Source organism: Wolbachia endosymbiont (group A) of Sphaerophoria taeniata (assembly GCF_947250735.1).
Taxonomy (GTDB): Bacteria; Pseudomonadota; Alphaproteobacteria; order Rickettsiales; family Anaplasmataceae; genus Wolbachia.
In genome coordinates this window covers 909,340-927,977 of the sequence record NZ_OX366344.1, presented here as the reverse complement: position 1 = coordinate 927,977, position 18,638 = coordinate 909,340, and the positions used below count along the sequence as shown (strand labels likewise).

General features: G+C 34.4%; 17 protein-coding genes. 11 read left to right on the top strand and 6 right to left on the bottom strand.

The window, feature by feature from the left end:
• The 6 genes from bamA (at position 1) to ffh (ending at position 9,398) form a co-directional block, all read left to right on the top strand.
• Positions 1-2,337 carry an outer membrane protein assembly factor BamA gene (gene bamA, locus OOK84_RS04635; protein ID WP_264731239.1) on the top strand — a complete coding sequence of 779 codons (2,337 nt, stop codon included), beginning with the start codon at positions 1-3 and terminating at the stop codon, positions 2,335-2,337.
• A complete protein-coding gene (locus OOK84_RS04630) occupies positions 2,338-2,889 on the top strand; it encodes an OmpH/Skp family outer membrane protein (RefSeq protein ID WP_264731237.1) in 552 nt (183 codons plus the stop codon).
• 4 nt (positions 2,890-2,893) lie between these two features.
• Complete coding sequence (gene fabZ / locus OOK84_RS04625) at positions 2,894-3,334, top strand: 3-hydroxyacyl-ACP dehydratase FabZ (protein ID WP_253309601.1); 441 nt, start codon at positions 2,894-2,896, stop codon at positions 3,332-3,334.
• Positions 3,335-3,363: 29 nt separating this feature from the next.
• Complete coding sequence (locus OOK84_RS04620; protein ID WP_264731235.1) at positions 3,364-6,207, top strand: FAD-dependent oxidoreductase; 2,844 nt, start codon at positions 3,364-3,366, stop codon at positions 6,205-6,207.
• Positions 6,208-6,510: 303 nt separating this feature from the next.
• Positions 6,511-8,070, top strand: a complete 1,560-nt coding sequence (locus OOK84_RS04615) for a proton-conducting transporter transmembrane domain-containing protein (protein WP_264731233.1) — start codon at positions 6,511-6,513, stop codon at positions 8,068-8,070.
• Positions 8,055-9,398 carry a signal recognition particle protein gene (gene ffh / locus OOK84_RS04610; protein WP_264731231.1) on the top strand — a complete coding sequence of 448 codons (1,344 nt, stop codon included), beginning with the start codon at positions 8,055-8,057 and terminating at the stop codon, positions 9,396-9,398. The genes OOK84_RS04615 and ffh overlap by 16 nt, the downstream gene beginning before the upstream one ends.
• A gap of 182 nt (positions 9,399-9,580) precedes the next feature.
• On the opposite strand, the gene OOK84_RS04605 is transcribed toward ffh, so the two are convergent.
• Positions 9,581-9,712, bottom strand: a complete 132-nt coding sequence (locus OOK84_RS04605; protein WP_264731230.1) for a hypothetical protein — start codon at positions 9,710-9,712, stop codon at positions 9,581-9,583.
• Between the two features lie 231 nt (positions 9,713-9,943).
• Positions 9,944-10,069: a hypothetical protein gene (locus tag OOK84_RS04600; protein WP_264731228.1), complete on the bottom strand. Its 126-nt coding sequence runs from the start codon at positions 10,067-10,069 to the stop codon at positions 9,944-9,946.
• A gap of 647 nt (positions 10,070-10,716) precedes the next feature.
• Here OOK84_RS04600 and surE point away from each other — a divergent pair.
• Positions 10,717-11,469: a 5'/3'-nucleotidase SurE gene (gene surE / locus OOK84_RS04595; protein ID WP_253309702.1), complete on the top strand. Its 753-nt coding sequence runs from the start codon at positions 10,717-10,719 to the stop codon at positions 11,467-11,469.
• A 20-nt stretch (positions 11,470-11,489) separates the two neighbouring features.
• On the opposite strand, the gene hisS is transcribed toward surE, so the two are convergent.
• Positions 11,490-12,716: a histidine--tRNA ligase gene (hisS, locus tag OOK84_RS04590; RefSeq protein WP_264731226.1), complete on the bottom strand. Its 1,227-nt coding sequence runs from the start codon at positions 12,714-12,716 to the stop codon at positions 11,490-11,492.
• Positions 12,713-13,285, bottom strand: a complete 573-nt coding sequence (locus tag OOK84_RS04585) for a NifU family protein (RefSeq protein ID WP_264731225.1) — start codon at positions 13,283-13,285, stop codon at positions 12,713-12,715. The genes hisS and OOK84_RS04585 overlap by 4 nt, the downstream gene beginning before the upstream one ends.
• Positions 13,286-13,454: 169 nt before the next feature.
• On the opposite strand from OOK84_RS04585, the gene OOK84_RS04580 reads away from it, so the two are divergent.
• On the top strand, positions 13,455-13,706 hold the full coding sequence (locus tag OOK84_RS04580) for a J domain-containing protein (protein ID WP_259245427.1): 252 nt from the start codon (positions 13,455-13,457) through the stop codon (positions 13,704-13,706).
• Between the two features lie 19 nt (positions 13,707-13,725).
• On the opposite strand, the gene OOK84_RS04575 is transcribed toward OOK84_RS04580, so the two are convergent.
• Positions 13,726-15,255 (bottom strand): N-acetylmuramoyl-L-alanine amidase, encoded by a 1,530-nt coding sequence (locus OOK84_RS04575; RefSeq protein ID WP_264731222.1) that lies wholly within the window; start codon positions 15,253-15,255, stop codon positions 13,726-13,728.
• 68 nt (positions 15,256-15,323) lie between these two features.
• On the opposite strand from OOK84_RS04575, the gene OOK84_RS04570 reads away from it, so the two are divergent.
• From OOK84_RS04570 to OOK84_RS04560, 3 genes are all read left to right on the top strand, one after another.
• On the top strand, positions 15,324-15,494 hold the full coding sequence (locus tag OOK84_RS04570) for a DnaJ domain-containing protein (RefSeq protein ID WP_264731219.1): 171 nt from the start codon (positions 15,324-15,326) through the stop codon (positions 15,492-15,494).
• A gap of 88 nt (positions 15,495-15,582) precedes the next feature.
• On the top strand, positions 15,583-16,803 hold the full coding sequence (locus OOK84_RS04565; RefSeq protein ID WP_264731217.1) for a cytochrome b: 1,221 nt from the start codon (positions 15,583-15,585) through the stop codon (positions 16,801-16,803).
• Positions 16,804-16,808: 5 nt separating this feature from the next.
• Complete coding sequence (locus OOK84_RS04560; RefSeq protein WP_373457563.1) at positions 16,809-17,564, top strand: cytochrome c1; 756 nt, start codon at positions 16,809-16,811, stop codon at positions 17,562-17,564.
• Positions 17,565-17,645: 81 nt separating this feature from the next.
• On the opposite strand, the gene OOK84_RS04555 is transcribed toward OOK84_RS04560, so the two are convergent.
• Positions 17,646-18,632 (bottom strand): recombinase zinc beta ribbon domain-containing protein, encoded by a 987-nt coding sequence (locus OOK84_RS04555; RefSeq protein ID WP_264731215.1) that lies wholly within the window; start codon positions 18,630-18,632, stop codon positions 17,646-17,648.
• Between the last annotated feature and the right edge of the window lie 6 nt (positions 18,633-18,638).

Genomic DNA, 18,638 nt, shown 5'->3' with positions numbered 1-18,638 from the left:
ATGAAAAAGCTATTTTACATACTAATAGTAATTTTTATCTCCTTTCCCGCTCTACTTGTTGCTTTAGAAAATAAGGAAAAAGTACAGATAAAAGATATCAAATGCATTGGCAATGAGCGAGTAAGCAATCAAACAATAGGGTTTTATATAAAGTTAGAACCTGGTAGCTATGTAGACGACGATGATATAGATTCGATTATAAAAGGTTTATATAAAACAAAGTTGTTTGCTAGTGTTAACGCTTATATCGATGATAAAAAAAATTTAGTAGTAAAAATTCAAGAAAATCCACTAATTAACAAGATAATATTAAAGGGTAATAAATTATTTAACAGCAAAGAGCTGCTAAATAATGTAATTCAATCAAAATCGCTAACTATTTTCACTGAAACAAAATTGCAAAACGATTTAATGAATTTAATCACTACTTATAGAAATAACGGTAAGGTTGGTGTTAACGTTGCATATGAGCTGAATAAGCTTGATAGTAATAGGGTCAATCTAATTTTTAAAATAAAAGAAGGTAAAACCTCTAAAATTAAGGATATAAGATTTATAGGTAACAAAAACTTTTCTGAAAACGAGCTAGAGCAAGCTATTAAAGTGCATAGTAATGACATATTTAGTAAGTTATTTAGAGCCATGTTTAAGGGCGGAACTCGTTATTCACCACAATATTTATTGATTAACACAGAATTGCTCGATCGTTTTTATTCGTCTAAGGGATATATTCAAAATAATATTCAACCGATTGTTGAGATTGATAATAACAATCAGATAGAATTGACTTTTTTGATTGACGAAGGACAGCAATATTTGTTTGGAAATAATGAGGTTAATATTGAAACTGAAATTCAGGATTTAAGCCTAAAAGAAGAAATATTGGACTTTATAACAGAGGAAAACGATAAGATATTTAATAGAGTTAAAATTAATAATACAGTAGAAAAAATAAACAAGTATTTAAATGAGAAAGGATATATATTTGCAAAAGTTAATCCAGAGTATGCACAACGTGACAATGTTGTAGATGTGACCTACAGAGTGCTGCCTGGTAAAAAGATTTATATAAATCAAATTACAATTGATGGTAACGATCGCACTTTAGATAAAGTGATCAGAAGTAAGCTAAGTGTAGCAGAAGGTGATGCATACAATATATCTGAGATTCAAAAATCACGTAAAAAACTAATTAGTAGTGATTTTTTTGAAACAGTGAAAGTAAATAGTTACGCAGTTAATGACGATGTAGTAAATCTTGACTTAAATGTTAAAGAAAAAAACACTACTTCGTTGTATTTGGGAGGAGGTGTGTCTCTTCCTGGTGGAGCATTGATTAAAATTAACCTCAAAGACCGTAATTTATTTGGTACTGGAAAAGAGCTCTCTTTTGCTCTCGAAAAAAGTCAATACGTATTTTCTACTGATTTAGAGTTTGTTGAAAATAATTTTAACGATTCTGATACGTCACTAGGCATGGGTGTATTTTATGAAAAACAAGATAAACCAAACACTACTTTCGATACTTGTAACTGGGGAGGAACAGCAAAATTATCATATAAAATCTCAGAAAATCTCATCAATTCCTTTCACTATTCTTATAAGTATAATCATATACACATGGATAATAAGGGTGGAAAAGATGAGGATATCTCTCAGATAATAAGAGATCAAAAAGATGAACATCAGATTTCATCAGTAGGATACACATTGGCATATAATAAACTGGATAATCTTTATGCTCCAAAAGAAGGATATTTATTGCGTATAAGTCAGGATATTTCAGGATTGGGAGGGAATGTAAACTTCCTAAAATCTGAGTTCTTGTCTTTTTACACGCATCCTATATTAAGTAAAATTGACGATAGCATAATACTACGCTTTAAGATGGCAGCAGGTCATATTTTTTCTTATACCGATGAAGATCTAAACATTGGCCAGCACTTTTTTAAAGGGGGTAATGAGATTAGAGGGTTTGACCTTTCCGGCATTGGACCAAGAGCAGAAGACAAAAATAAAAGCTCATTGGGAGGCAAAACTTATTTTAATTTAACACAGCAAGTAGATTTCCCACTACCAAAACTATATGACTATGCTGGTATCAAAGGCTCATTATTTGTTGACTATGCAACACTTTTTGGCTTAGATGATAAAAATGAGAAATATAAAGATCCATATAATGATAGTAAGCTTATAAGAGTGTCACCAGGTTTTGGCTTTTCAATGCCTTCTCCTTTTGGTAGACTTAGATTAGATTTTGGGTTTCCTTTAGTAAAGGAATCTTATGATATAATACCATCACCAAATGTTAAATTTTCTATTGAAGCGGGGATTTGAATGAAATATATACAGTTATTTATATCAGTTATTGCCTTAATTATTTCCTTATTTGTGGGGTATAAGTTTGCAGGATATCAACCTCAGAACACAAAGGCTGCCATTATTGATAGTGATAAAGTTATCAATGAATCTCTTGCTCTGCGAAACATACAACAACAAATAAAGGAGCAGAATTCTAGATTACAACAAGAATTTGAAAGTGAGTTAGAAAAACTTAAGCCATCAAAAGAAGAATTTGAACTTTTGTCAGAAGAAGCAAAAAAGGAAAAGACAGAACAGTTTAATAAGCATACTGTAAATGCTAGAGATGCTTACGCTGAAAAAATGTTGTATTTAGAAGAAAGTTATAGAGATGCAGTAGAGAGTGTTTTTAACAAGATAAAAGAAGTTGCTAAAAAAACGGCAGAAAAAAACAACATAGATTTGGTACTATTTATTTCAAAAAAGAACCAAGTTTTATACTCTATGGATGAAGTTGATTTATCGGATATGGTATTAAACAATATAAACAAGGAAATACCTGAATTTGCTTTAAAAGGCATTGAGTAGGCTTATGCAATTTAATATCAGTGATATTATAAAAATACTACCACATTCTTATCCGTTTCTCTTAGTAGATAGGGTTATAGAGTGTGATCCTGGTAAAAGTATAAAAGCAATCAAAAATGTGACTTTTAATGAGCCATTTTTTATTGGTCATTTCCCTGGTCATCCAATAATGCCAGGAGTCTTGATAATTGAATCTCTAGCTCAAGCATCTGCTATATGTGTTCTTGGTAAAGAAAGTCAAGGTACAATAGAAAACAAAGCTATTTACTTTATGTCTATTGAAAATGCAAAATTCAGAAAGCCAGTCACTCCAGGGGACACACTGATTCTGCAAGCTAATGTTAAAAACGCACGTTTAAGTGCATGTAAATTTGAGTGTATTGCGTGTGTTGGTGAAGAAAAGGTTGCAGAAGCAACGATTTTAGCTATGCTACAAAATACGTAATATACAAAAGACATTGTGCATACTGTATAATGCAGCTTAATATCTCATTTTCAAATTTATATACTCGCAGTGGATTAATAAAATTGGATGAGACATTTTTGAATTATATTAAATCATGTGATGAAAGCTTGTTTTGTTCATTAATTGAAGCAAGGGAAAATCAGATTGGTGATAGCCAGTTAATAATAGACCTCTCATATTTATTTGACGAGTTCATTGCAAAACTTTTCAACATTGAAAAAGAAATAGAAGAGCTAAAGAAAAAACACAATGACTTTGCTGTGATATATAAATGCAAAAGGTTATTTGTCCAACGCTACGCATTGAAGAAATACATTAATGTGGCGAATATAGATATTACTAACAAACTAAGTCATTTTCTCACTTTGCCAACAACAGAAAAAAATTTTGCCGAGCAGGTGATGCATTGGTTTCAAGATAAAGAAAATCACAAAGAAGAAATAGAACTTGCGGCACAATATGCAGTGTGGAGAGTAAAAAATAAACGGAGTATACTCTTTAGTATCCATAGGAAAATTGACCATGAAAATCTCATACCATTTTCTAAAAAAGAAGTAGACAAAGTTGAAGTGCTGTATTCAAATGAAGTAAAAAGACGATATGGTTTTGATCTAACAAGCAAAAAGGTGAGTTTGAACAAAGCATTAGATAACGCTCACTACTGCATATTCTGTCATAAGCAAAATAAGGACAGCTGCTCAAAGGGGCTAATTAATAACGACAATACTTTTAAACAGTCCCCACTAAAAGTTGAGCTGCATGGCTGTCCACTAGAACAGAAAATATCAGAAATGAATCTGGTGAAAAGCGAAGGTTACAGCATAGCAAGCCTTGCAATTGTGATGATAGATAACCCATTATGTGCGGCTACTGGGCACAGAATATGCAATGACTGCATGAACTCGTGCATATATCAGAAACAAGAACCCGTGAATGTGCCAATGATTGAAACAAGGATTTTGGATGATGTGCTTAATTTACCGTACGGATTTGAAATATATTCTCTGCTCAGCCGTTGGAATCCTTTAAATTTTCAGCGTTCATTGCCAAGAGAAAACACCGGAAAAAACGTTCTAGTTGTAGGCCTTGGTCCTGCTGGTTTTAATTTAGCTCATCATTTGTTGAATGATGGGCATAACGTTATCGCCATTGATGGACTAAAGATTGAACCTTTAATCGATAATTTCCAGCTAATTAAAGATTTTGAACACGAAAAATTGAGTGAACGCACGGCAGGTGGGTTTGGTGGAGTGGCAGAATATGGCATTACTTCTAGGTGGGATAAAAATTACTTAAAGATTATTAGATTACTGCTGGAAAGACGTGAGAATTTCGCACTTTATGGGGGCATTCGTTTTGGTGGCACGATTAATGTTGATGATGCTTTCAACTTGGGTTTTGATCACATCGCACTAGCACTTGGCTCTGGCAAGCAACGAATGATCAAAATAAAGAATATACTAGCTCGTGGGGTGCGCATGGCATCTGACTTTCTTATGTTGTTACAACTGACTGGCGCTCTTAAATTTGATTCTATAGCAAATCTGCAAGTTCGTATGCCGATAGTTGTCATAGGTGCGGGGCTTACTGCGATTGACACTGCCACTGAAGCTTTAGCGTATTATCCAATTCAAGCAGAAAAATTTCTTCTTCGTTATGAGATATTAGTTGATAAGTATGGAAAGGACTGTGTTGAAAAGGATTGGACAGAGGAAGAGCGCGAAATTGCGAATGAGTTTATATCGCACGCACAATTGATCCGAGAAAAGCAAAAGTTAGCAAAAAAAGAGAGTAGAGAAATAAAAATATTAGAGTTAATGCAGAGTTTGGGGGGAGTGAAAGTTGTATATAGAAAAGAGCTAAAAGATTCGCCAAGTTATCGATTAAATAGCGAAGAGGTGCAAAATGCACTGTCAGAAGGGATTTACTTTATTGAAAACTTAGAGCCAGTTGAAGTTGTGACGGATAAATATAATCATGCTGAATCAATAAAACTAATAGACACAAAATCCGGCGAAATCAAATGCATGAAAGCACGTTCTATTTTTATAGCAGCAGGTACTGAGCCAAATACAGTTATTGCAACAGAAGATAAAAAGCATTTTAAATTAAGCAATGGGTATTTTACTCATTTGAATTCATCAGGAAAAGAAATAGATCCAATATTTTCTCCTAAGATGCAGAATAAAGACAGAATATTAGTATATAAGCAAGGCAATAAAACAATTAGCTTTTTTGGTGATCTTCATCCTTCGTATAGCGGCAGCGTCGTGAAAGCTATGGCAAGCGCTAAGAATGGTTACCCTATCATTTCTCAGCTTTTGAATAGAGTTAATAGCTTCATTTCTGCCACTCCAGCTAGAATCTCGGAGTCATATGCACAATTGTATGAATGTTGTAATGTAAGAGTAACTTTCACCAAAAAAGATGTCATCCAAGTAGCTGACACTGAGATCCAGAAAAAAAATGCGTGGTCAAGCGTTGAAGATCTGGCTAACAAAGAATTTTTCAATAAAATCAAAGAGCAATTCACTGCAAAGGTTATAAAAGTTCAATATTTAACAGACAAAGTTGTGGAAATAGTGATCAAAGCACCACTTGCGGCAAAGAATTTTAAACCTGGACAATTCTTTAGGTTGCAAAATTTTGAAACCAATAGCAGAAAAGCCAATAATACAAACCTTGCTATGGAAGGTATAGCCGTAACCGGCACTGAAGTAGACAAAAAAAAAGGAATTATTTCCACTATTGTGCTTGAAACTGGCGGTTCCACTAATTTATGTAAATGTTTTAAAGAAGGTGAACAAGTAATTCTTATGGGTCCAACTGGAAGCCCTACTGAGGTTTACTAAGTCTCAATATTAAAGTGATGCCAAATTTTATTTCAAAAAGTAAATAATTTACTAACGCTCGTGCACAAATTAAAAATAAATTATGCACGAGTGTAGCATTGTGAATTAAGAATGCTATATTAAAGCTTACCTCACTATTAAAGCTATCGGTCAGATTAGATTAAAAACCTAATCTGACCGGTTTCTCTATAACCCTCTAAACTCTGATATAATTATATGATAATTAGTTTAATTAGTGGTTAATATGCAAATTGATTTTATTCATATATTGAGATAGCATAAACCATATTGGTTTAAATTATTGTGCAACTTTATAAATCGTCACTGTTACTTCTACTGACTGTATTAATAGTTATAGTCCTAAAATTACCTGAAAATTTGAGCATTGCAGTAAATTGGTCTCTCCCAATTCTAGATTTTGATTTATCTTTTCGTATCATACTAATATCTTTTTTATCAGTTGCATTTTTAGCTGTTCTACCAGCACAAAATTTGACTTTTTCAGAGATGCTATCTTTTGCTGCTTACACTATTAGTTCACTTTATGCAGTTTTATCTAAACATATGATATTGGTTATAATATTTTGTGAATTAATGACTGTCAGTGCATTTTTTATTATCGCAGCTGGCTGTAGAGATAGTGGACCTGCAATAAGGTACGCTTGTGTACACTTTTTCGTTGGAGTTATATTAATAGCAGGATTGGCACTTCAAAGCACTGACCTGATAATTTTAGGTTTATTGATAAACTGCGCTTGTTTCCCTTTTTCGTTTTGGGTTGTTGATGCATATCCTGCTGCATCGCTACATGGCACTACATATCTCTCTTTATTTACCACTAAAGTCTCTTTTTTAGTGATGCTTTTACACACTTATAACCTATGGCAAGATTGTACTGAAATATTAGCGCTTGTAGGCGCCATCACTGCAATTTACAGCATTATATTTGCTTCTCTTGAGCAAAATATTCGTAGATTTTTATGCTATAATATTGTAGGACAAATGGGCTTGCTGATTATTGCAGGAGGTTTACTCAGCCCTTCGGAAAAGGCAATACCAATTTTGATACTGCATATAATCTTCTCTCTTGTTTATCAATCATTATTGTTTGTGGTCAGCAATTCGATTATTTCACGAACAAAAACAATTAGTTTTAATGGAGTAGGTAAACTGATGTCAGTGGAAGGCATGTGTGCTATAATCGCAATACTTACAATGGCTGCATTTCCTGGAACCGCTGGATTTATCAGTAAATCATATATCACAGCTGAAATTGAAATGAACACTGTTGCCTTAAAAGGGTATAAAAATTTATATAAGGTTCTAAATTTGCTGCTTCATTTAAGCGTGGGGCTAAAGTTTCTTTATTACTTATTTATTGCAAAAAGTAAGTCAAAACCGTTAGCAGAGAGGGGGGGCAAAATGACTATGATCATTTTAGCATTTATATGCGTAATCGCTGGCAATCCTTACTTACCTATTTACAATAAACCTTCGATTTTCGATTTTGTGTACAACACAAAAAATATTTTGTCGCAATTTAATTTGTTATTATGTACCACTTTATTGTTTATTCCTTTACGCAAGTTATTTTACCCGAGAATAAATTTTAAAATGGATGTTGATTGGACTTTTAGAGCTTTCATACCCTATATTGTCTTGCTGTTCAATCAGTTAGTCTCTAAAACTAGAGAAATGTTTGCCAGCATAGTGCAAAACTTGACTAATTCACTTGCTGGTTTATACTTTAATAATATTACTAAACTTAAAGAAGTGCTGGATTATAACTCAGTGAGTTTTGTTTCAGCTTCTTCTCTCTTTTTAATGAGTATTCTACTAACGCTATTATGTTTAAATCGTTAATTGAAAGTTTAAATTCTGTATTTAGTAAACTGAGAGGAAAGTCAATCATTTCTGAAGATGATTTTAATCTTGCCATGCGTGAAATACGTATAGCTTTAATTGAAGCTGACGTTTCACTTGAAGTTGCGAAAAAATTCATCAATGACATTAAAGATAAAGTGATTGGGGAAAAAGTCATAAAAAGTGTTTCTCCAGCACAAATGATAATTAAAATTGTGCAGGATAATTTAGTTGCAGTTCTCGGATCAGAGAAAAGTGACTTAAATCTAGCAGTTAAACCCCCTGCTGTGATTATGATGGTGGGCTTACAAGGTGCAGGTAAAACAACTACCTCAGGAAAGCTTGCTTTAAAGCTAAAAAAGCAAAAGAAAAAAGTGATGCTTGCCTCTTTAGACATTTATAGGCCGGCTGCCCAGAAACAACTTGAGGTGCTGGGTAAACAAATAGACGTACAAACTTTATCTATAGTAATAAATGAGGGGCCTATTGCAATTACAAAAAGGGCACTGGCAACATCAAAGAACGATAATTGTGATTTATTAATACTAGATACCGCAGGCAGGCTTCATATTGACAATAATATGATGAATGAGTTGAAAGCCGTAAAGGAAATAGCTTCACCTGCAGAAGTTATTTTAGTAGCCGACGCAATGATAGGCCAGGATGCGGTCAACATTGCCAAATCATTCAATGAGGTAATAGGTGTAACCGGTATTATTCTCACCCGCGTTGATGGTGATGCACGTGGTGGTGCTGCTCTTTCTATGAAAATGATCACCGATTGTCCAATTAAATTTATTGCTTGTGGTGAAAAATTAAGTGACCTCGATGATTTTTATCCCGATAGAATTGCAAAAAGGATACTTAGCATGGGTGATGTTGTATCGTTGGTTGAAAAAGCTGCTGAGATTGTTGGTCAGGAAGAAATTGATAAGTTACAAAAGAAAGTAAAAAAGGGTAAATTCGACCTAAACGACCTAGTGGGAATGTTAAAAACTCTGAGTAAAATGGATGGCATTAGCAACATAATGAAATTCATCCCTAGTTCATTCACAAAAAAGCTAAGTAGCAGTGTGCCAGATGACAATAAAGTGAAAAAATATATAGCCATCATAAACTCAATGACTGAAAAGGAAAGGCAAAATCCAGATATTTTAAATGGCAAAAGAAGACTTAGAATTTCTAAGGGGTCCGGAACAAGTGTAACTGAAGTTAATCTTCTGATTAAGCAGTATAATCAAATGAGCTCTGTGGTAAATAAGTTCAGTAAAGTTGACCATAGTAAACTCAAAGAATCTGATTTGATGGATATGCTAAGCAGAAAGTAAGTCAGCAGGTAGTGGAATGAGACGATTGTCAGTAAACCTTTAGCTATATCAAAAGCGGCTTAGGTCTCGCAAAAAAATTTACAGCTTCTTGCTAGCCAAGAAATTTATTATTAATTTTAAGAAATACTATAGCTGATCCAAGCAACATGTCATACCGCGATTCATTCGCGGTATCTCAGCCGCTAACAAGAGATCCCGCTAACAAGCAGCGGGATGACGAAGTTATCGTCATGCCACCGCGAACCGTCATATCGCCGCAGACCGTCATACCGCGATTCATTCGCGGTATCTCTTAGCATAGATCCCGCTAACACGTAGCGGGATGACGAAGTTATCGTCATGCCACCGCGAACCGTCATATCGCCGCAGACCGTCATACCGCGATTCATTCGCGGTATCTCTTAGCATAGATCCCGCTAACACGTGGCGGGATGAAGGGTGTCAGGGTGTCATCCGAGTGGCCTCCTTCCCCTGTCATCCCAGTGCTTGACACTGGGATCCAGGAATTTTATTAAGTTGATAAGCATAAAAGTAGCCGTTTTATGTTAAAATACAACGTTTTGATGATTATGAAAAGGCTGGATCCCAGTGTCTGGGCACTGGGATGACAGCAGTCCTACGTCATACCGCGATTCATTCGCGGTATCTCTTAACATAGATCCCGCTAACAAGCAGCGGGATGACACCTCTCTTGGGCTCTTTTAGCTACAAACATTAAGAAATTTACCAAACAAAAAAAAGGCAAAAGAAGCCCTAGTCATTGTCTATTTTCAGTATTGGCGTTTTTTTATGTTTTAAACGTTTAATAACCTCGACTCAGCTGCTTTTTAATGCAACTAACCTTTAGTCATAAATGTTTAAGAAATTTACTAAGCAGAAAAAAAGGCAAAAGAAACCCAGTGGTAATTAGTGTTCACTCTCTAATCCTGCAAATTGGCGTACTATACTGTCTTAAACGACTTATAAGCGCGTTTCAGCTTATATAGGTAAAAACCTAGAAATATTGTGAAGACATAAGGTGCACATAGTGCAAAAAATTAAAAATAAGACGCCAACTACGTTGTTTTCTTGCTGTTTAATCTGCACAGATTAAGATAACTGAATACCTTCAGTACCATGATAAGGGGGCTGGCGTAGTTTGTCAAGTAGGTTTTTTCGTTTCTATTGTAATGACAGTTATGGCCTGTGCAAGAAATCTATTGATTTACAGCAGGTTCTTTGTTACAGTTCATAGTTATGCAAAGAAACTTAAAGCCTCATGAGTTTATTTACAGCCAGTGATTTACATAATTTGGAACTGTATAGCTGAGTATTGTATATGATAATATTGATAACAAACGATGATGGCTTTGGAAGTGAAGGAATAAAATTACTCAAAGAGATTGCACGGAATTTTGCGTCAGAAATATGGATAGTGGCACCAGATACTGATAGAAGCGGGGCTGCAAGATCTCTTGATTATCCAGTGAAACAATCTATTGGAATAAACCAACATAGTGAAAGGGAATTTAGTGTGTCTGGTACTCCTGCAGATTGTGTCATTATTGCGCTAAATAAAGTTATGAATAAAAAACCAGACTTAATATTGTCCGGAGTAAATATTGGATCAAATGTCGGGGACGATATTTGTTATTCAGGAACAATTGGTGCTGTAATGGAAGGTGCTGCAAGGTCTATACCTTCTATTGCGCTGAGCCAAGTTTATCATGATAAAATAGACTGGCACAATACAAAGGTTTTTGCACCAAAGGTTATTGCCAAGCTAGTTAAGGTTGGTTGGCCTAAAAACATAGTGATGAGTGTAAATTTTCCTGCTACGGAAAAAGTAAAAGGAGTAGAATTTGCTGAACAAGGTGAATATAACATTGATGGGGATTTAACTTTTACTGAAAATTCGAATGGCTTTTTTAGCTTAAATTGGTCTCGAGAGCACTCAGGCAGTGGTAGTGTAAATAAAATAAAAGAAGGATTTATTACTATCACACCAGTAAAATTAGATTTTACAGATTATGATACATTGAATGCTATGAAAAATTCTTGTGCAGACGAATTTTCTTCTATAGCTGACTAAGAAAAACATTTGCATTGCTCCTAATTGATGTTTTCTATTGTGTTATCGCGAGCAATTATTTTTTCTTCACCTGTATCCATGCTTTTAATCTTTAAAGTTTTACTACTCAATTCTTCATCGCCAAAGATTAAAGCAGCTTTAGCATTTGCTTGATTTGCTTTTTTCATTCGGTTTTTAAGTGCTCCGCTATATTCGTAGACTACATATAAACCATTTCTGCGCAATTCATTCGCAAGTGTTAGAGCATGTTCATCAGCCTCTCTGCCGATCGGAATTAGGTAAATAGGTCGCTCTTCTTTCGGAGAATAATTGATTAACTCCATTATGCGTTCAATACCTCCTGCAAATCCTATCGCTGGAGTGTGTTTTCCACCTACTGAAGATACTAAATTATCGTATCTTCCACCGGCAAAAACTGCCCCTTGTGCACCTAAATCTTCTGTGACAAATTCAAATACTGTGTGACAATAATAGTCTAGACCTCGAACTAATTTGCTATTTACAGTGTAAGGTATGCCAAGAGCTTGCAGTCCATTTAACACTTGGTCAAAGAAATATGAAGATTCTTTTGTATAGTGATCACTGATTTTAGGTGCATCAGAAATTATTAATCTATCTTTCTCATCCTTAGAATCCAGTATTCTGAGTGGATTTTTGATCAACCTATTTTTGCTATCTTCTGATAGATCGTTTTGATACTTTGTAAAGTATAAGATCAAAGCTTCTCTATACTTAGTTATTGTTTCACTATCACCTAAAGAGTTGATTTCCAGCTTTACATTTTTATTGATGCTAAATTCAGTTAGTAAGTGCTGAGCGAGTGATATCAATTCAACATCGGCTTTTGAATCTTCTACACCAAAAACCTCAAAATTTATCTGATGAAATTGCCTCTGTCTTCCCTTTTGCGGTCTTTCGTAACGAAATGCAGGCCCTGTTGAAAATAATTTTATCGGCGTTTGCAGTTTTTTTTCAATTAATAGCCTAACAACCGCTGCAGTGAACTCAGGACGTAAAGTTATGCTCTTTCCCCCTTTATCATTAAAGGTGTACATCTCTTTAGTGATGATGTCTGAGCTATCACCTAAAGTCTTTGTGAAAACTTCCGTATATTCAAATATCGGAGTTTGAGCAGGCAAAAAGCCATATAGACTTGAGATTCTGCTTGTTGTTTGCTCTATGTGTTTAAACTTGTACCATTCATCAAACAGGAGATCTTTTGTTCCTCTAACCGTTTGATTAGTCATAGTGTGGTCTCTATACCTGCAACCTCTGGTATGTGGTAGCTCAGCATATTCTGCACTCCTTGCTTTAAAGTAATTGCAGCACTTGGGCATCCAGAGCAAGCTCCTTGTAACTCAACATAAACTATCCCGTCTTTATAGCCACGAAATTTGATATCGCCACCATCTTGAGCAACTGCAGGTTTGATATAACTTTCCATCAATTCTTTTATTCTATTTACAATTTCTATATCATTTTTATCAAAAAATTCTTCATCCGGTATATTATTATCATTTACTCCTTCTTTATCTAGTGCTTTTCCACCTGAAGTAAAGTGATCCATGATTGTAGTTAAAATTTCTACTTTTAATGTATCCCAATTAATTCCACCCAATTTTGTTACTGAAATAAAATCATGACCAAAAAACACTCTTACCACATGTTCTATTTGAAAAAGATTTGCTGCTAGCTTGGAGTTTTTTATTTCATCTGCATTTGAAAAATCAGCCGTTTCTCCTTCGTTTAGAATTGCAAATCCAGGGAGAAATTTCAGTGTGTTTGGATTTGGTGTTTCTTCAATCTGGATGAACATGTTATTTACCATGACAATTATAATTGTTACTATTTAATCATAAAATGATAAAAAAATATACATGTCATTCATCTTTTTTCTTTTTTTAGTATTCATAGTAGTTACATTTGTTTTGCCTAGCGTTGTTGTATTTTTTCTTTTCCTGACAAAAAAAAATAACATAAGTTTCATGATGAACTCTATATTGAGTAAGTTTTTGAACGAATTTAATAGCAGTAGAAGTTATACTGAAAATTACACTGGTGATAACATGTCCAAAGATGAAGCATTAAAGATACTGGGGCTGAATCCTGAGGCAAGTCAAAATGAAATTAATAAAGCATATCAAAATTTAATGAAATTAGTTCACCCAGATAAGGGAGGCTCAGAGTATTTTGCACAGAAATTAAATGCGGCACGTGATAAATTGTTAAAAAAGTGATCTTAAAAAAAGTTTTCGTTTAACGAATTTCTTCCTTTGCTTTTTCTAAATAATCCAATATTGCTTCATGTAGTGCAGTCCATGTTATCTTCTCTTTCAAAGAGGGTATAAATTCTTTCTCCCAGGCATTCTTAAATTCCTGAAGCCATTGCTCCTCAAAATCCTGAAATTCTAAAGAAATATCTGCTTTAAAGCTATCAATTAAACTGGAGACTTCTGCAGCCTCAGAGCTATCTAGTGATTTTAAAGATAACACTCCACTCTTTAAAATGTCTAACTCTTCCAATAAATTAAGCTTAAATGGTTTATAGAGTGAAGACCATATGCGATATCTTAAATAAGAATCATAGTATAACTTAATTTTGTACATTAAAGTGGTAGATGCATCAGGAGAAATGTTATTCTCATATTGTGCAAGAGAAGATAATAAATTCTCATAATCTACTTTGCTTAAACATGATTGTAGAGTCGATTTAATTTTTTCACTAAAGGTTAGATAACTAGAAGAAATGCCATGACTATATTTACTAAAGAATTCAGGAAATATATCTGCTTGTTCTAATTTAAGAGGTAAATCTTTTCTAATTTCTCTTGGTAAACTATGTATTGAAAACTGATAAATAACCCATACAAAATTCTCATCAAACTCATCTGAGTAATCAGCATTATTATCAGGAAAAATTACATTACCTTTCTTATTATTCCAAGGTAATATCTTATAGAAAAATCTGTTCAGCCTTTGTTTTAATTTCAAAATACCTTCATTTCTATCACCTGCTTTATACAATATTTCGCCCATTTGCTGTTTAGCATCTTTAGGGTTTATTCTGTCACTTATGTGCAATCCAATTCCATTTTTCTCTAATAACTCCCAATCAAACAATTTGTGTGGATCTGGTTTACGCATTGTATAGCCAAGTTCTTGATTGTAAACTATGGTTCCTATTTCAGAATGACTAAATATCATATCCCTTTTAATTTTAAAACGCTCCATAAGGTATAAAATCAGCTCTTTAACGGACCTCATTTGCTCTTCCGGAAAAGGCTCAAGTCCTGTGTTTACAATTTCAATACCTACAGAATAGTTGTTAAGCTTCCGTAGCTCTTCAAGCTTGCTATCTATCTTAACTCTTGCATAACTAATACCAGCATGCCATGCTTCTTTCTCTAATGGAACCATTAAGGTGATGCTGCCATCCCTATCGACAATAAAATGAACTGACAATCCTCTAGCATTCAGCGTATCTTTTGTATCTTTTAATGTTGATGTTTCAGTATGGTGAACTATAACCATTAACACTTTTTCACCTGCCCTATCACCATAATTTAAAGCTGAAGCTGGACTTAAAAATAACAAATCCTGATCTTTCAATAATGGTAATTTTTCTTGTAAATCTTGAAAATCATTCTCGATACTGCTTGAACTGGATACTTGCCCAGATATGAGAAATGCTGAGACAGTAATCAGTAAAACTAATAAATATTTGTTGACTTTAGATAGTTGGATTTTCATACCATCTTTATAAACACTTTGTAGATAATTTTTCATTATATAGTTAGAATAGGGTTGTTGAATAAATTTACAAGACAAAATCATACTAGTTCGGTAGTAGTAACATGTCCAAAGATGAAGCATTAAAGATACTGGGGCTGAATCCTGAGGCAAGTCAAAATGAAATTAATAAAGCATATCAAAATTTAATGAAATTAGTTCACCCAGATAAGGGAGGCTCAGAGTATTTTGCACAGAAATTAAATGCGGCACGTGATAGGTTGCTGAAGAGGTAGTAATTAATATCGCTTTAAACTTTTTATTTGTGTGTAAAGGATAAGTTGCTACAATAAAACGAGTTAAAGGTAGAGAAAGCTTTAAGTTATGCAGAAAAAAAAAACAACGATAGAAGAAAAAGGCATATTAGGGTGGATAGAATATAGATTGCCTATATTTTCTTTTTTGAAACACACTGCTTCTTACAAAGTGCCAAAAAACTTAAATTATGCTTGGAACTTTGGCTCTTTGGCTGGTATAGCGCTAATTTTACAAATAATAACAGGTATATTTCTTGCTATGCACTACACTCCGCATGTTGATTATGCGTTTAATAGTGTAGAGCGCATAATGCGAGATGTGAATTACGGGTGGTTAATACGCTACACTCACGCTGTTGGAGCATCGCTCTTCTTTATGGTAGTCTATGTTCATATAATGCGTGGATTATATTACGGATCTTACAAGAGGCCACGAGAGATGGTGTGGTTTGTTGGTATATTTATGTTTTTTGCAATGATGGCAACTGCCTTTATGGGATATGTATTGCCTTGGGGACAAATGAGTTTCTGGGGTGCAACAGTCATAACCAACTTATTTTCAGCTATACCTTTAATTGGCAATAAAATAGTTATATGGTTATGGGGTGGTTTTTCCGTTGATAATCCAACACTTAACCGTTTTTTCGCTCTGCATTATCTTCTGCCTTTTGTTATTATTGCTTTAGCTATGCTTCATGTGATAGCTCTGCATAGGTTTGGCTCTGGTAACCCAAGTGGAGTGGAGGTAAAATCAGATAAGGATACCATTCCTCTCTATCCTTATTATATAGTCAAGGATTGCATAACTTTTGGTCTGTTTTTTGTAGTTTTGTTTGCATTTGTTTTCTATGCTCCTAATTATCTTGGACATCCAGACAATTATATAGAAGCTGATTCTATGGTCACTCCGGTACATATAGTGCCAGAGTGGTACTTTTTACCTTTTTATGCAATGCTACGTTCAATTCCAGATAAACTTACTGGTGTGCTTACCATGTTTGCGTCTATTTTAGTTTGGTTTTTGTTACCTTGGCTTGATAAATCAAAAGTTAAAAGTGGTGCTTATCGCCCAGTGTTCAAAAAATTTTTTTGGGTTTTCGCAATAAATTTTGCACTTCTTGCCTGGCTTGGAGGACAAGAGGTGAAAGAGCCTTACATCACTATGAGTAGGCTATCCACTCTTTATTATTTTGCATATTTTGTAATAATTTTACCACTGCTTAGTAAATATGAAAAGCCAAAAGAACCACCAAAAACCTTAAGTGGTTCTGTGCCGGAGATGAAGTAATGCTGATGAGAAGTATGTTAGCTATACTTTGCATATTGTTTTTTGCTAATTTTGTGTATGCAGAAGAATTCAAGCCATCACCAAATAAAAAAATGGACTGGAAATTTGATGGAATTACCGGATCTTTCGATAGAGAGTCAATTCAACGAGGCTATAAAGTGTATAAAGAAGTCTGTGCTGCTTGTCATTCAATGAATAGGATAGCATTTCGTAATTTGCAAGATGTTGGTTTTTCTGAAGAAGATATAAAACAGATTGCAGCTTCTTATCAAGTTAAAGATGGTCCGAACGATTTGGGTGAAATGTTCGATAGACCTGGAGTACCTTCGGATTATTTTATTGCACCTTTTGATACAAAAGAAGCAGCTGCAGCAAGCAATAATGGTGCAGTTCCACCAGACTTATCGTTAATTATTAAAGCAAGGCATGATGGTGCAAATTATGTCTATTCACTGTTAACAGGCTATCAAAACGGCGAGCACGATGAAAATGATTTATACTTCAACCCTTACTTTTCAACAGGCAGGTTAGCTATGGCGCCACCACTTTCTGAAGGAATGGTGGAATATGATGGTGCAAGACAAGCCACAGTTGAAAATATGGCGTATGATGTGATAAATTTTTTACAATGGGCAGCAGAGCCAGAATTAGAGCGCCGGCATAAACTTGGATTAAAAGTAGTGGCGTATTTTATAATTTTAACAGTGTTTTTTGTATTAACTAACAATAGAATTTGGAGCAAGCTCTATAAAAAGAAGTGATAGTCAATTTTGCCTCAAATACAATGGTTGTCATCCAAGTAGCTAACACTGGTTCCTTTATGACGGCAGTGCCCAGAGGTGTCATGCAAGTAGCTGACAACATAGAAACGAAAAACTTACTTGACAAACTCCGCCAGCCCCCTTATCATGACGTCCAGTACAATGTTGCAAATTAAAAATCTCTCCATCCTGTGCTGGTTCTTCGATTCTAAACGCCACTTCTACCTGGTCATAACCAATCTGAATTCGTTCTACTAATGCTTTAATGATGCCACGCTTAGTTTGCCAATCTAGCTGTTCCAAATTAGATTTTACACTGGAATAAAGACTCTTTATACTGTTGATGATAAGGTTCATTCCCTTCTCTATTGCTTTTTGATCAACTACCTTTTTCTTCTCTTCTTCTATCCCTCTTAAGCGTTCCCTCATTCTTTTCATCGTCTGTTTAAATTCTTCCTCACTTATATATCCTTTATCTCCTACATTTTCTTGACTATAATAGTCTTCCATTAACTTTTCGATGCCTTGTTTTATTTGATTTTCCCTTCTTGCAAGCTTCTTATCTGATGATTCATCATTTTTATTTTCTGCAATTCTACGGTGATACTCATTTTTTATTATCTCTGGGTTTTTTAGTAAATTTTTCACCTTTTCCCATATAGCTGTTTCTAACATATCTGTACGGACCAATTTATTAGTACACTTCTCCCTACCATCAGTAATACGTATAGTACTACTACAGCGATAATAGCTAAACTTTTTTCCCTCAACTCCACATTGTGCACCACTATACGCATATCCACAGTTTTGACACACAACTAGACCTTGTAATAGATATTTCTTTTTTCCTCCCTCTCTCTGCATCCTTGCTCCTTTTCTATTTTCATCCAGTTGCTTTTGTACTTTATTAAATAACCCTTCATCAACTATTTTTGGTACTGGTATATAAATCCAGCTGTCCTCATCTGTGCGACAGATAGAAACCTTTTGTTTATTTCTTTCTCTTTTTTCAACCCTCTTTAATTTACCAAACGCTGCTTGTCCTTTATATGCTGGATTTCTTAACACCTTCCA